Source organism: Niallia sp. 01092 (assembly GCF_052318935.1).
In the GTDB taxonomy this organism is placed as follows: Bacteria; Bacillota; Bacilli; order Bacillales; family Cytobacillaceae; genus Niallia.
The window spans coordinates 82,835-98,047 of sequence record NZ_JBQRKO010000008.1 but is presented as its reverse complement, the minus strand read 5'-3'; the positions used below and the strand labels follow the sequence as shown (position 1 = coordinate 98,047).

The window sequence follows — 15,213 nt, the reverse complement described above, 5'->3', positions numbered from 1 at the left end:
AAGGTGTGGCTTTTATTTTTACTACTTACTTTGTGCATATCTTCACGTACAAAAAATGATTTTCGCCATATAAAGGAGGAAAAAAGTATGGACCTTTCCACATTACAAGAACATGAGTTAATAGGGCTGTTGCCTTGTCCCCTAAAAGTTCCGTTTGAATCGTTAATTACCTCTTATGTAGAGGGGACACAGAATAAAAACCTTCGTTATTTAGTTAAATCAAATGCAAATACACAATTTGATTTTTTTCCATACCTTAAAGAGTGTCAAGAGATAAATCAAATGCCTGATATTATGATTGCACCAGGATTTAATTATTTTTTTCATAAAGAATTTAGAGAACGTTTTGTCGATAAAGGCTTTTTCCAATCGGTAGGAAGTCAAGAGCTAAACCCAAGTATTGATAACCTTCCATTGCAAGATCCCGAAGGACATTACAATATACTTTGCTTTAATCCTACCGTGATGCTGGTCGATCGAACGAACCATAAGGATATTCCTCTTCCAAGTCATTGGGCGGACTTGTTTCGACCTGAATATGAACGTTCTGTTGCAATCCGTGGTCATCAACACAGTGATTTTTGTGAAGGGGTTTTATTAAATATGTATAAAGAACATGGGGAAGAAGGCGTTCGTAAATTAGGAAGAGCGACCAAAATAGGTCTTCATCCTGCGGAAATGGTAAAGCTGGTTGGAAGTGGCAAGTCAGAAGCACCTATTATCAGCGCCATCCCTTATTCCTTTTCTAAGCTTGTGCGTTCGAAAAAGGATGTTGCCGTGATTTGGCCGGAAGACGGGGCCATTGTAAATCCTATGACGATGATGGTGAAAAGCAGCCGGCAGTCTGATGTAAATAATCTTGCAAAATTTTTGGCAGAAAAAGACGTAGGTGCATTTTTTTCTGATGCTTATTTTCCATCGTATCACCCTTTAGTGGACAATAAACTACCTGAGGGATCAACCTTTAAATGGATTGGATGGGATTTTATTGAAGAAAATGATATTGCTAGCTTAGCTCAACATTTGGAGGATGTTTTTCTTAAGGCTTACTGGGAGGGGAGACAATGAAAGTTGTTACGATAGCTGGCCCTCCTTCTTCTGGGAAAACATCGGTCATCTTGAAGGCGGCACAAGTATTAAAGGAAGAAGGATTAAAAATAGGAGTGATTAAACTCGACTGTTTAACGACACAGGATCATCTTATATATGAAAAAGCTGGTTTTGAGGTAAAAGTAGGTTTGGCAGGAAACCTATGTCCTGATCATTATTTTGTCAGTAATATCGAGGAATGCATCACATGGGGAATGAACAAAAAATTTGACTTATTAATGACGGAGAGCGCTGGTTTGTGCAACCGATGCTCCCCACATATTAAAGAGATTAAAGCAGTTTGTGTAATTGATAATTTAATGGGGATCAATACACCGCAAAAAATTGGCCCGATGCTGAAGTTAGCCGATTTGGTGGTCATTAGCAAAGGCGATATTGTCTCACAAGCGGAACGGGAAGTTTTTGCTTTTCGCGTTCGCCAAGTAAATCCTAAGGCAACTATTTTTCATGTGAACGGGATTACGGGACAAGGAGTTTATGAGTTAAGCCGACTGTTATTAGAAAATGAGGATCTAACTACATTAGATGGGAAAAGGTTAAGGTTTACGATGCCAGCAGCGCTCTGTTCGTATTGTCTCGGGGAAATTAAGATAGGAAATGATTTTCAAATGGGCAATGTAAGGAAAATGAATTTTGGACAGGAATGAAGCAGATGGAGAAGAAAAAATTGGACTATCAGCAAATAAAAGATTGGCAGCTTAGCCGTTTATTAGAGGAGTATTCGTACTTTGAAGAATTTTTTTCTGCGATGGCTTTACCGTTGACGCAAACAGATGTAAGCCTTCAACATTATTTTTTAGGACTTGATCGTGAATTGCTAGAAGATATCGGAATGGATCGAAACGAATTAATCCAGCGATTCGAATATTTTCTCGTACATATGACAGAACTTCAGCAGAGTAATCCAATGAAAGTGGACTCTGTTACCATCATAGGAGGACGAGATAAGGCAGGGGTTCCTGAAACGATTTCCTTAACAATGAAAACGGGTGAAATTGTATGTGTGGTTGGTCCTACAGGTTCTGGAAAGAGCAGGCTTTTAGCGGATCTGGAATGGATGGCGCAAGGAGATACACCTACAGGCCGAAAAATTCTCATCAATAATCAAGTACCCCCTAGTGAATGGAGGTTTTCTCTTGAACATAAATTAGTGGCCCAATTATCGCAAAATATGAACTTTGTCGTTGATATGACAGTAGAGGACTTTATAAAAATGCATGCCGAAAGCAGAATGATGCGTGATCCCGAAGAAAAAACGAAGATGATTATTGAACATGCCAATAGGCTGGCCGGAGAGGAATTTTCTGCTGCAACACCTGTGACATCGCTTAGTGGAGGACAGTCTAGAGCTTTAATGATTGCTGATACGGCTTTCCTAAGCATTTCACCGATTGTTCTGATCGACGAAATTGAAAACGCAGGAATTGACCGGAAAAAAGCGTTGGAGCTGCTAGTGAAAAAAGATAAGATCGTTCTTATGGCTACCCATGATCCAATTTTAGCGTTATCAGGCAGGAAGAGAGTGGTAATTAAAAATGGGGGAATCCATGATGTGATTGAGTCGAGCCCACAGGAAAAAGTGGTTTTAGAGGAACTAGAGCGTTTGGATCATCAGATGATGGCCTTGCGCAATCGGATTCGTTTTGGTGAAAGACTGGATGTCGATTTGAAAAATTTATTTGAAATGAATGAATCATGATAATGGATGTATGTGCCAGGAAATATGGATTGGAAATCATAAGGACTAAAAGAGTGTGTTCGAAAAGGGAGTGTTTGGAATAAATCTGGTCGAAACAGTAATGTTTCGAGTAATGGAGTGTATAGATATACGATATATGGGCAAGGGAAATATTATTTTGTAATATGGCTGCCTACCTCCTCCTTGTTAAAATTGTTATAACTTTCTGAATATAAAATGGCCGATGATGTGGAAAATATTGATAATGATTAATTGAGAATGTATAATAATATAAAGAATTCATACATATCTTTGAATACCGATTTTTATTTAAGGGAAAATTGGTGAGTAGGAGGTGTGACAATATGGTGAATGAGGAGAGTGATGACATGGAAATGACCGCTCCAACTAAAGTTAGAAAGAAAAAACAAAGCATCCTTGAACAAGCTAAGAAAAAATATGAAGATAAAGAAAAAACAAATGCATTAATTAATGTTGGTGGTTCATTAAGTACCAAACATAATTTTGATGTGATAGAAATCTCTAATGATTTAAGGGGTAAACACTAATATGCCATTCCATAGTGAAGATTACGGAAAAGATGTCGTTACCTTAAAAGGTGATGATATCTTTTTTCTTGATACAAATATAATTATTTCATATCTATATAAGGATTCACAGAAACATGAAGCTACCTTGCTTTTTATTAGGTATCTGATATACAAAAAAGTAGTACTATGTATTTCGGAAGTAGTTGTTATGGAGTTACTTAATGGATTAGCAAGAGAATTCTATGTTAGTGATCAAGTTTCAAGTGGTGGTGTTAGCCCGAGTAGTCATCGTAGAAGATGGGGGCAACATATAATAAAAAATGACCCTAGTACTCTTCAAACATATCATGAGAAAGCTAAAAAATTAATAGAACCATTTTTAGATATATGTATTATTGTCGAATCAGATGAAGAACAGGTTCGTAGGGCGTTCGATATTAGTATTTATACTCCTTTAGGTTCAGCGGACTCATTAATTGTAAGCAGTGCTATTGGAATAGAGGCTCTAGGTCTATTATCTTTAGATAGTGATATGGAAAAAGTTAATGAGCTACCAGTATATACAACCACTGTTAAGAATGATAGTTTTAATGGATCGATAATTCTTAGTAAGCTAGATAAAGAATTTAAGAACTACTTAATTAAAGAAATCGGAGATACAGAGTTTAATACTAAGTATCCACTATCTTCATCAAGTTAATTATTATTTTTACATAGTGTTATAAAGATTTTTTAAGATTTAAGTATCAGGCACCATGAATGGACAAATGTTTTTTTGTGGTGCCTGACACTTTTTCTCGGTGAATTAAGCTAGTTTAACCTTATGCAATTGCTGCTCCGCAAATTCACGATACAGGGAATGCGTGTTAAATAGCTGTTCATGTGTACCTTTTCCTGTTATTTTCCCTTTTTCAAGGAAGATAATTTGATCGGAATCGATAACAGTTGATAAGCGATGGGCAATAATGATGGTCGTTCTGCCTTTCATCAAGTTGCTTAATGCTTGTTGCACGACTTTTTCTGATTTGCTGTCAAGGCTTGAAGTAGCCTCATCAAGCATTAATATTTTTGGGTTTCTCAGGAATGCACGAGCGATGGCAATTCTTTGTCTTTGACCGCCTGATAATTTCATACCTCTTTCGCCGACTTCTGTATCAAATCTATTCGGAAGCTCTGATATGAACTGATCGGCATAGGCCATTTTTGCTACTTTTTCTAATTCTTCATCTGTTACGCTTCTTTCCAGCCCGTAGCAAATATTATCCCGAATCGTACCGGCAACAATCGGACTTTCCTGCGAAACGTAGCCAATCTGACTTCGCCAAGAAAGAAGGGTGAAATCATGAATGGACTTTCCTCCGATGGAAATAGAACCTTGCTGCGGTTGATAAAAACGTTCAAATAAGGAGAAAAGGGTCGTTTTGCCGCTTCCGCTTGGGCCGACAATGGCAGTGACCTTGCCTGCTTCCATCTTAAAGTTTATATCTTTTAACACTTCTTCCTTGTTATGATAATGATAATGTACATTCTCTACATGAAGGCTTTGATTCATATTTGGAGCTTGTCTTTCACCATCTGCTTCCTCTTCGGCATCCAAAATAGCACTAATACGTTCGGTTGCACCAGTAGCTTTTTGAAATTGTGTAAAGAAATTTGCTAATTGCGCCATTGGCATGATGATTTGGAAAAGATACATAATAAATGCAACTAAAGCTCCAGCAGTTATCGCACCTGAAGAAACACGCATGCCGCCATATCCTAAAATCAGTACAAGCAGTACCATCATCACAAGGCCTATCACCGGGGCAATCATCGCTTGCACTTTTGCTTCTTTTAAGCCGAATTGAAATAAGTTCGCAATACCTTTTTTTCCACTTTGATATTCTAAGTTTTCCGCATTGGATGCTTTCACAAGGCGTACTTCTGTCAGCACTTGTTGAAGTACGGTAGTAAAGTTTGCAGTCTCATCCTGCATGCCTTTTGAGATTTGATGCATTTTTTTCCCCAACGGTATTAAAATGCCAGCGGAAAGCGGGAGGCATATAAACATCAATAAAGTCATTTTCCAATCCAATACAAATAACACAATAATGGAACCAATAATCGAAATAATTCCTGTAATAAAATTAGAAAGATGTTCCGATATTAATCCTTTTACGACAGCAGTATCATTTGTCATACGGCTGACAGTTTCTCCTGATGGATGTTCGTCAAAATAAGATACAGGCAGTAGGAGTAATTTCTTCCAAAGCTGGTCGCGGATCCCTGCTACTACCGATTGACCGATACGATTTAATAAATAGATCGAAACGCCGCTAACCACTGCTTGAATAATAATGGCAAGCACAAGAAGTATAATTCTTTCAGGAGTTAGTGAATGAAGAGAAAAATCATTGATAAGATTTTTTGTAAATAACGGGACTAATAAACTCACACCCGTTGTCCCTAAACTTAATAATAAAGCAATGCCTATCATTAATTTAGAGGGCTTTGTCTGCTGTACTAATCGAATAAATTGGCGCCATCCAGGCTGTTTTTTTACTTCTGACATTTTAAATTCATCCTTTCAAACATCTTCTTACTAGAGGAGTATACGTCTAAATTATGAATTGAATATGAACTAATTCATTCAGCTTTATGTTTTTGCAAAGAATAGTTTCGTATTTCTATTATTTATTTTTCCCAAGCTGTATGATTCCCTGCAAAATCGCTTCTTTTCCCCAATTAAAACGTTCATAATTTTCTTCTCCGGACGGTAAATCTTCTTTTGCCTGTGCAATCATTGGATAGTCCTTTTCGTTTAACGATTGAAAATCATCTCTAACCTAGCGTGTATATTGTTTTGCTTCTATTATTCATTATACTTTCTTCAATCTTTATATGTTATATTTTATTATGTTTGGTTTTTTTTCTAAGGAAAAGTGATAGGAGGAACAAACTGCTAGTTAATTCTCTAAAGAAGGATGGAGTTGATTTAATGAGCAAGGCAAAGGGCAAGAGTGGAATAGGCAGAGGAACTGGCAAAAAAGGCTGGAACCGCTGGCAAGCTAGTGCAAATAAAGCAAAAAGTGCGAAACCTTATAAAAGCAAAGGCGTAAAACATGCCGATGGTAAAAAAACTGCCAGCAATACGAATGAAGGTTCTTCTGATAATTGATAAAAAGTAGAGGGAACTGCTGATTTTTTATAATAAGATTGCCTGCCCGCTAGTTTTAAACAGGAGGGCGGGCACTTGTGGACTATGTTGATGATAAAACAGAAGTGTTAAATAAGGTTGTTTTCTTAAATGTAGTTGTTTTTTACGTGAAAAAATGGGAGGAGAAGTACTCATCAGACTGAATACACGTAGACTCCTGTGGGAATGCGAGAAAGACGAGACCCCACAGGAGCGTATGCGACGAGGAGGCTCGACGCTCGCCCACGGAAAGCGAAGTGTATTCAGTCTGCGCGTTTAAAAGCAACAATCTATACGAAAACAGCCTTAAATAAAAAGTATATAAAATGGAAACAGAATTAGAACAATTTAGAAGACGATAAAATCCTCAATTGAACATCCCTGCAATAAACCTCATACAAAATTTTCAATTTCTTGTCGATGCTTATCGTTTAAATGGTAATTCTACCAATAATTATATAATGAGAAATACTTGTAAACCTGTTAGCCTTGTATATGGGCCTGTTAGGATTAAAAAAAGCAGGAGGTTTACAATTGATAAAATTATTTATATTAGCTATAACCATTATATTAATTAGTTCATATACTGTTTTTCCTATTACTCATATAAATGCTGAAGAAGTAGATTCTATTCATACTGGTGACACGCTAAAATTATTCGTGGAAAAATTTGGTGGATATAAGGATGAGACAAATTTATTAGACTTTCATTTTTTTAATGGAATAGAAGTAAATTCCCCAATGACGAGGTTCGAAAAGACAGATAATTCTCTTACAATCTCGACCGAGGAAAAGAACTTACTCGCTCGTCTTGTTCACGCAGAAGCAAAAGGTGAGTCATATGAAGGTAAAGTAGCAGTTGCGGCAGTTGTGTTGAATCGTGTGGAACACAAAGAGTTTCCCGATACAATAAAGGATGTTATATATGAAAAGAATGCATTTGAACCTGTTCAAAATGGTTCTATTCATGAATCTGCAGATGAGGAAGCGCATAAAGCGGTTCAAGAAGCTTTGGAGAGTCAAGGGAATGACGATGAGATGCTCTACTTTTACAACCCTGAAACGGCAACAAGTGATTGGATTTTCTCTCGTAAAGTTATTAAGACAATAGGTAATCACGCATTCGCTATTTAACAGGTACGTACAGCATAAAGCTGTGCGTTTTTTTTGTGTACTAACTTTAAATAAACTAGGCACCAATACCAGTTATTATTTTCCATGATTAGTTGCAGTTTGTTAGACTTACCTAATATTGGGTGCTAAACTGATAGTGTTAAGAAAGGGGAGATGATCGTGGTAAATGCAGTTCCAGAAATTACGCTTAATGATGGTTTGACAGTTCCGGCAATTGGTTTTGGTACATACAAGTTGAATGGAGCGGCGGGTGCTAACACTATTGTAAGCGCCATTGATGTAGGTTATCGTTTGCTTGATTCTGCCTTTAACTACGAGAACGAGGGAGCGCTTGGCGAGGCGGTTCGACGCAGCTCGGTTCCACGTGAACAGCTGCGAATTACATCTAAGTTACCTGGACGGCACCACACCTACGATGCAGCAATAACTACTATTCAGGAATCTATTTTACGGGCAGGATTGGATTATTATGATCTTTACCTTATTCATTGGCCAAATCCAAGCAAGGATTTATATGTTGAAGCTTGGAAAGCGTTGATTGATGCGAAAAAATGGGGACTTATCCGTTCAATTGGCGTCTGCAACTTTTTACCGGAACACTTGGAACGTTTAATTCAAGAAACCGGCGTTACTCCAAGTATCAATCAAATTGAACTGCATCCTTATTTTTCACAGGAAAAACAGAGAACGTGGTATAAGGAGCATGGGATTGTAACACAATCTTGGAGTCCATTGGGACGAGCGAATGAATTGTTGCAGGATAAGGATATTCAGGTTATTGCTGATGCTCATCAAAAGTCGATTCCACAAATTATTCTCCGTTGGCATATTCAGCTTGGTGCATTGCCGCTGCCTAAAGCTTCATCGCCAGGACGCCAGCTTGAGAACCTATCAATATTTGATTTCTCGCTAACCGATGAAGAGATGCAGCCGATTGCTAAGCTAAGCCACCCAAATGGACGGACATTTGATCAAGACCCAGCAGTATACGAAGAATTTTAGTGGAGAAGGAAGTTGTTAATTTTTTTAAGGATTTGGTTTCTTTTGATCTGGAAACTAAGTGCTAGTTACCGCAAAAGGACAATTGTCCTTTTACGGTAACTGGTACTTTTTTCTTTATTTCTGTATTGCGCAGCTTCAAAGTAAAGCTTTTTCTCTAGAGGAGTTTTTGAATGGATCACGCCTCTAAATTAATAACTGCTTTTGTGATTTTTTCATTGATGTTGCCAGCCAAAAAGTCAGGGACTTCTTCTAATGTAAATTCATGTGAAAGAAGTGGTTCGATATCCAACAGGGATTTATTAGTTAATAGTTGGATGGCTTCGTTCATGGAATGTGGGTTAATGAATGCACCTTTTATAGTTAACTCATTAAAAAAAATATCGTAGGAGCTAATTTGAATGACGTCATCTGGATTAGCGACGCCAAACATTAGAACTTGTCCACCTCGGCGTGCAGAAGAGACTGCTCGTTCTTGCGTTTTCGTCACGCCGACACATTCGATGACGATATCATATTTTTCCTTTATTTCGTCGTGATGAATTACACTTGTAGCGCCGAGTTTCTTTAGTTGGTCAATTTTTTTCGAATTACGGTTGCTGACATCCACTTTTTTCACACCGCGATTCGCCAAATATTGAATATATAATTGTCCTAAAAATCCATCACCGACCACTAAGACTGTATGATGTGTTTTAATATCGACTTGCTTTAGTGCATGGATCATGCAGCTGACTGGTTCCGCCATGGCTGCTTCTTTAAAACTAAGACTATCTGGTATTTTATATACATTTGTTTCCGGGACGTAAACATATTCAGCCATGCCGCCATCACGGGTTACGCCAACAGCTTCCATATTTTCGCATAACTGAGGCTTGTTATCATGACAATAAGAGCAATAGCCGCAAGGAATGTTTGGATCAATTGTAACACGGTCACCAACTTGAAGACCGCTTTTAACGTTTGGCCCTAGCTCGCTGATTACGCCGGAATTTTCATGACCTAAAATAACAGGGGGATTAGCTTGTGCTGAACCAGGCAATCCTTTGAATAAATGTTTATCTGTACCACAAATGCCGGCGTATTTCATCTTTATTTTGATTTCATTATTTTTTAAAGGTTGATCAGGAATTTCTTGAATTTCCATTTGTTCTGTTCCGGTTAAAACTAATGCTTTCATACAGTTAGAAAGACCTCCTTTATTTTTTTTCTTAGCAGAATCACAACAAAGAAAAACAACCGAATAGAAAAACGATATCCGGTTGTTTTTTTTCTTAAGGCTGTTTTCTCAAAGTTTGTTGTTTTTTACGTGAGAAATTGGAAGAAGAAGTACTCAACAGACTGAATACACGTAGACTCCTGTGGGAATGCGAGAAAGACGAGACCCCACAGGAGCGTATGCGACGAAGAGGCTCGACGCTCGCTAAACGGACGAAGTGTATTCAGACCGCGAGTTTAAAAGCAACAATCTATAACAAAACAGCCTTCTTAAAATAGGAAGTGATTAATGTGAAGTATCAGACTTTTGTTTTGAAGTTTCTCTATCTGGAGTTTCTGTATTTTCTGTTTGCAGTTTTGCTTCTCTTTTTCTCTTCCGCTCCTCATTTTTTAACATTCCGTATAGAGTAGCCGTGTTATTAAATACAGTTTTCATATGATTTAAGGTTGTACGTGTTTGGTTTACTCGTTGTTCCAGTTGTTCATCGGAATAATCGGAAAGTCTTTCTTGTGTGATAACCGTTTGATTGTAGCTGTATTTTACAAGGTTATACGTGTATTTTCCGATATTATCAATGCTAAGTCCGATTTTTTTCCCAGAAGGATGTCTTCCGAAGTCTACTAAACTCGCTACAAGATTTTTGCTAAAACGATGATCCCAGAAGGTGATTAATGGTCCGGCAAAAAAGGAGATGATAATGGTGGCAGGGCCAATAGGTCCCCCTGCAATTAAAGCACCAATCATAAACCCAATATCCTGAGCCATACGACAAAATTTATATTTGATATGTAATCGTTTTGATGCAATAGGGGCAAGTGCATCATAAGGGGCAACGCCAACCTTCGCGGTCATATAGATAGAAGTGCCAAGTGTAAAGAAGAGCAAACCGAGAATACCATTTACTATTTTGGTTAGCAGCGTTGTCTGATAATCAAACACATGGGTATAGAGGTCTGAAAACCAATCGATCATAAATCCAGCACAAACCATATTAATGATGGTGCCAATACCGATTCTTTTCCGGTCTAATAATAATACGATGACAATAATAATCACATTAACACTGAGCTGGAAGCTACCCAAACTTAGGCCAACTTTTTCTGAAAGACCTATATTGATAGCAGTAAAAGGATCTAGCCCCACATGTCCTTGCTTACATAAAGTCGCACCAATTGCCAATATAGCAACACCGATCAACGCCAATATGGACCTGACAAAAATTTCTGATTTATTACGTTGTTTATCTACATTTTCTGACAAAAGAATTCCCTCCGTGTAAATATTATGCCTATTATTAAAAAAAAATCAGCTTCTTTTATGGATATTTTGTTTTTTGTATATGATAGCAACTCCTAAAATTCAAAAGGAAAATTCCATAAAAGTCTATTTTTGTCTATATTTAATTGTAGCAGTAGAAATAGGAAGAAGCAAATTGGAAGGTGTTGGAGATTGAAAATGCTAGTGTTTGACCCTGGGTATAAGAAATAGTAATTTCTTTTCCTTTACGATAAAATAATGGACAAGGAGGTGAAATAAAGTGTCAGAACAAAGATTTGATAAATTAGAAGAAATGATCGCCAGCCTTATTGCAATAACTGGTAATTTAAACAAAAGTGTGCAAGAGCTTAAAGTAGAGCAACAATCGATGAAAGAGGAAATACATGGACTAAAAGTAGAGCAACAGTTGATGAAAAAGGAAATACAAGGATTAAAAGTAGAACAACAGTCGATGAAAGAGGAAATGAAAGCATTTAAAGAAGAACTAACCATATTTGGAAAAGAACAGCAATCCATGCGCAAAGACATCCAAGAATTAAAAGAAGGACAACAATCTATAAAAACAGAACTATTAGAATTTCGTACGGAAAATTTGAAAAGTCATCAAGTAATTCTCCGCCAATTAAATAAAATAGAAGCAGATCAAGATTATACTTGGGAAAAAGCTGCTCTGAATGAAAGAGAAATAGACCGAATAAAAAAACAACTTGAAGTATAATTAAGAAAAAATAAGACCATTTATCACATTTTTTATTGGGGTATTTTGTCAACGTATGAAGTTGCTTATGTAAATAAGTATCTCCCCTAAATATAAACCTTAATAAAACCCACGTTTTTTACAACAGAAATCTCACAAAATTAAAATTGATGTCTTTCCCCCAGTACCTATAGGATTAAGGGGCAGGGGGTCAGGCATAAAAGCGTATTCAATACGGTGAAGTTAGACTACTTATTTAGAAATTAGAAAAGTGCAACCTCTACTAAAAAACATCATTTTTAAAATAATACATAAACATTAATAACATTAATATATGCATTTACAGATGCAAAGGAATCATGCCTTTATAACCTTTCTGGTTATAAAGATGTTATCTTTAGATTATATTTAAATATATTTTGAAAGGCTGTTTTCTCTAAGTTTGTTGTTTTTTACGTAAAAAATGGGAGAAGAAGTATTCGGGCTGCGAGTTTAAAAGCAACAATCTATACGAAAAGAGCGTTTTGAAAAGAAACAAATGCTTGGGTTAAAATATTGGTTTGAATGACATAAGAGACCATGAAATAGAGGTATTTATCGTATGAATGAGGAGTTAATCAAAAATGCCGATGCATGCTACCGGCTGGCTGAGCAAAAGGCTGGTCACTATTTTCAATCACTGTATGAGCAAGTCAGGCAAAAGACTTATGTCCCTATCCTAACAAAAGATATCCAATCTTGGAAACACAATCATATTCATCATCATTCCATATTCTCCTTTATTTCACGGGGAAAGGGGAAGCCTGATTCAAAAGGGTATCACCATTATATTCAATGGCTGGATTACACAGGTAAACTCGATCATTACTTGGACCGTAGCATCTCCTATATTTATATGCGGGATTTGGGAAAATCTCTGAATTCACCTGATACTCAGACTAAAATTCGTCGTGTAGTGGACAGTTTAAAAACTCATCTGACAACAAATAGAGGTGATAAAACGGAGACGTTTAGCATGGTCGGCTTGTACAGGATGGCCCAGAAGGAAGGAGTTGAGTCTACCGTAATCTGGGTGATAAACAAACTAAAGAAGGTATCCTTTAATATTCCAGAGGGGATGGATGCAGCGCAAGCCCAGCGAAAAATTCTAAAAATTACTGCTGGAGTAGTGATGCACGAGATCGAAGAAATGGGAGATGGGATACCGCCTGAAGAACGTACGAAAAAATTAGATAAAGCGATTAAGCTAGGCTTTTACTATGGTTTGACCTATCCGTTTATTGACGACCTTCTGGATGCGAAAGTTTTATCCGCTAATGAGGAAAAACAATATTCCGATTTAATCCGTACCACCCTTATTACAGGATCTGTCCCTGAATTAGGAGAGTGGACTGGAAATAATGATCATCTGATTCAATATATTCATTCGGAACTCCGAGAGGCATTTGAGTATATGAAGGAAAATCATCGGAATGAGACTTGGAAATCATTTCTTGAGCAATCATATGTGTTTTTTCATTCCCAGGAAGTGGACCGTGAAAAGGATTTATCCAATGGAAGCTACACGAATGAAGAGCTTTACATACCGGTAATTTTAAAATCCTCTTCTTCCCGATTGATTGTTCGTTCCTTAATCAGTGCTCCTGAGGATGAGGGCTTTGACAGCCGGACATTCTATTATGGCATTTACAACCAGCTCGCTGATGATTTTGCCGATATGTTTGATGATAGGAAGGAAGGTGCGGTTACACCTTATACCTACTATTTAAAATATCATGATAAGCGGATGGATCTTATCAATCCCTTTGAATTATACTGGACGGTCATCTCTCATTTGATTCATCATGTCTATCACTCAGATGCGAAGACGTGTGAGGTGATTTTGGATCGTGCAATAAACGGTCTAAAACGATTTAAAGAAAAAATAGGAACGAAAAAATACAAGGAAGTGATGGAGCTGTTTGCTTCTGGAAATCCAACATTCAATCGCATCATCCAACAGATGGTTCGAAAAGCAGATGATGTGGATTTCTTTGATAAACTGCTTCGGGATCATATGATTAACACACTAAAAAAAGAACGGAAGGAACAGGAAGAATTTTTAGATACGATTAAAACTGTCCGCACTCAAATCAACAACATCTTAACGATTCCTAAAATCGATAATAATTCTTTGATGAAGGAGTGGATAATTGATGCTGCAAATTACAGTCTGGATGGCGATGGGAAGCGGTTAAGGCCAATCGTGGCTTGGGTTATGGCCGTAAACGAATATGGATTAAAAAGCTCAGCAATTGTGCCGCTGTTGAAATCATTAGAATATATGCATACTGCATCGTTAATCTTCGATGATCTGCCATCTCAGGATAATGCGTCGATCCGCAGGGGGCGTCCAACCGTGCATGAAGTGTATAACATTGCAATAGCAGAATTATCGGGTCTTTTTCTGACCCAGAAGGCGATTGAAGAACAAACATCACTTGACCAATTCGATGCGAAAACGGTGCTGAAATTAATTCAATATTCGGCCCAAATGACAGGGGAGATGTGCAAGGGGCAGGCGATGGACTTGGATTCTAGAGGGAAATTATTGACACTGGAACAATTAAATACAATCTGTTTTTATAAAACGGGGATAGGATTCGAAGCTTCCCTGATTATGCCTGCTATTCTCGCAAATGCAAAGGACTTAGAAATAAAAGTGTTGAAAAAATTTTCCTATCATGCCGGCATTGCTTTTCAAATTAAGGATGACTTGCTTGATGTAGAAGGCAATCTGAATTTACTCGGAAAAACCGTTGGAAAAGATGCAGAAAACGACCATTCAACTTTTGTGTCCATCCTTGGTTCTGTTGATGCCAAAAAAGCAATGTGGGAACATTACTGTCTCGCAATGGAATCGCTGCAAGAAGTGCCGCGCAACAGCCCTTTTTTAAAGCATTTATTGAATTATATGGTGCATCGGGACCGTTAAGGGTTTGTTAAATTCATGGTTTAATTTTACTTAATAGTTTGCGAAACGAAGTGTCAGTCTCCTTGAATAGACCAATGTCATTTTGGTGACTGATACTTTTTTTGCTGTATTTTTGTAGTTTTAATAAGGTGGGATAGTATAATAAATCAAAGAATATGATTAAAATTAATTAGAAAACCTTGATCGAAAATAAACATTATACGGAAAAACGACAGTAGAATTTAAATGAAAATAAAAATTGATAGGTTAATTTTTAGCTTTTTTATCAATCAAAATAAGAAAGGACAAGGTGTGTCATTTTAACGGCATACCTTTTCTTGTTTTTAGTGCTGACTACAATTTCGCAAAAATGTTTCATATATGATAAAATTTGTTTAACTTATAAAACGTCAAAAGGA

General features: G+C 37.2%; 13 protein-coding genes. 10 read left to right on the top strand and 3 right to left on the bottom strand.

Annotation, left to right across the window (positions count from 1 at the left end; genetic code table 11):
* The first annotated feature begins 87 nt into the window (after positions 1 to 87).
* The 5 genes from ACTXGU_RS09420 (at position 88) to ACTXGU_RS09400 (ending at position 4,039) form a co-directional block, all read left to right on the top strand.
* The gene (locus ACTXGU_RS09420) at positions 88 to 1,068 is read left to right on the top strand and encodes an ABC transporter substrate-binding protein (RefSeq protein ID WP_443481256.1); all 981 of its coding nucleotides are present in this window, start codon (positions 88 to 90) and stop codon (positions 1,066 to 1,068) included.
* Positions 1,065 to 1,757 (top strand): GTP-binding protein, encoded by a 693-nt coding sequence (locus ACTXGU_RS09415; protein ID WP_443481255.1) that lies wholly within the window; start codon positions 1,065 to 1,067, stop codon positions 1,755 to 1,757. The genes ACTXGU_RS09420 and ACTXGU_RS09415 overlap by 4 nt, the downstream gene beginning before the upstream one ends.
* 5 nt (positions 1,758 to 1,762) lie before the next feature.
* On the top strand, positions 1,763 to 2,809 hold the full coding sequence (locus ACTXGU_RS09410) for an ATP-binding cassette domain-containing protein (RefSeq protein WP_443481254.1): 1,047 nt from the start codon (positions 1,763 to 1,765) through the stop codon (positions 2,807 to 2,809).
* Between the two features lie 344 nt (positions 2,810 to 3,153).
* On the top strand, positions 3,154 to 3,357 hold the full coding sequence (locus ACTXGU_RS09405; RefSeq protein ID WP_443481253.1) for a hypothetical protein: 204 nt from the start codon (positions 3,154 to 3,156) through the stop codon (positions 3,355 to 3,357).
* A gap of 1 nt (position 3,358) precedes the next feature.
* Positions 3,359 to 4,039 carry a type II toxin-antitoxin system VapC family toxin gene (locus tag ACTXGU_RS09400; RefSeq protein WP_443481252.1) on the top strand — a complete coding sequence of 227 codons (681 nt, stop codon included), beginning with the start codon at positions 3,359 to 3,361 and terminating at the stop codon, positions 4,037 to 4,039.
* Between the two features lie 105 nt (positions 4,040 to 4,144).
* Here ACTXGU_RS09400 and ACTXGU_RS09395 read toward each other — a convergent pair whose 3' ends face one another.
* A complete protein-coding gene (locus tag ACTXGU_RS09395) occupies positions 4,145 to 5,890 on the bottom strand; it encodes an ABC transporter ATP-binding protein (RefSeq protein ID WP_443481251.1) in 1,746 nt (581 codons plus the stop codon).
* A 426-nt stretch (positions 5,891 to 6,316) separates the two neighbouring features.
* Here ACTXGU_RS09395 and ACTXGU_RS09390 point away from each other — a divergent pair, with 426 nt between their 5' ends.
* The 3 genes from ACTXGU_RS09390 to ACTXGU_RS09380 all read left to right on the top strand — a co-directional run bounded on the left by ACTXGU_RS09390 (position 6,317) and on the right by ACTXGU_RS09380 (position 8,650).
* Positions 6,317 to 6,496 carry a DUF3934 domain-containing protein gene (locus tag ACTXGU_RS09390; protein WP_443481250.1) on the top strand — a complete coding sequence of 60 codons (180 nt, stop codon included), beginning with the start codon at positions 6,317 to 6,319 and terminating at the stop codon, positions 6,494 to 6,496.
* 552 nt (positions 6,497 to 7,048) lie between these two features.
* On the top strand, positions 7,049 to 7,648 hold the full coding sequence (locus tag ACTXGU_RS09385) for a cell wall hydrolase (protein WP_443481249.1): 600 nt from the start codon (positions 7,049 to 7,051) through the stop codon (positions 7,646 to 7,648).
* 159 nt (positions 7,649 to 7,807) lie between these two features.
* The gene (locus tag ACTXGU_RS09380) at positions 7,808 to 8,650 is read left to right on the top strand and encodes an aldo/keto reductase (RefSeq protein WP_443481248.1); all 843 of its coding nucleotides are present in this window, start codon (positions 7,808 to 7,810) and stop codon (positions 8,648 to 8,650) included.
* Positions 8,651 to 8,825: 175 nt separating this feature from the next.
* On the opposite strand, the gene ACTXGU_RS09375 is transcribed toward ACTXGU_RS09380, so the two are convergent.
* On the bottom strand, positions 8,826 to 9,827 hold the full coding sequence (locus tag ACTXGU_RS09375; protein WP_443481247.1) for a zinc-dependent alcohol dehydrogenase family protein: 1,002 nt from the start codon (positions 9,825 to 9,827) through the stop codon (positions 8,826 to 8,828).
* A gap of 324 nt (positions 9,828 to 10,151) precedes the next feature.
* On the bottom strand, positions 10,152 to 11,126 hold the full coding sequence (locus tag ACTXGU_RS09370; protein WP_443481246.1) for a YczE/YyaS/YitT family protein: 975 nt from the start codon (positions 11,124 to 11,126) through the stop codon (positions 10,152 to 10,154).
* A 277-nt stretch (positions 11,127 to 11,403) separates the two neighbouring features.
* On the opposite strand from ACTXGU_RS09370, the gene ACTXGU_RS09365 reads away from it, so the two are divergent.
* Together ACTXGU_RS09365 and ACTXGU_RS09360 are read left to right on the top strand one after the other, a co-directional pair.
* On the top strand, positions 11,404 to 11,862 hold the full coding sequence (locus ACTXGU_RS09365) for a hypothetical protein (RefSeq protein ID WP_443481245.1): 459 nt from the start codon (positions 11,404 to 11,406) through the stop codon (positions 11,860 to 11,862).
* A 580-nt stretch (positions 11,863 to 12,442) separates the two neighbouring features.
* Positions 12,443 to 14,815, top strand: coding sequence for a polyprenyl synthetase family protein (locus ACTXGU_RS09360; protein WP_443481244.1), 2,373 nt, complete (start codon positions 12,443 to 12,445; stop codon positions 14,813 to 14,815).
* Positions 14,816 to 15,213 lie beyond the last annotated feature (398 nt).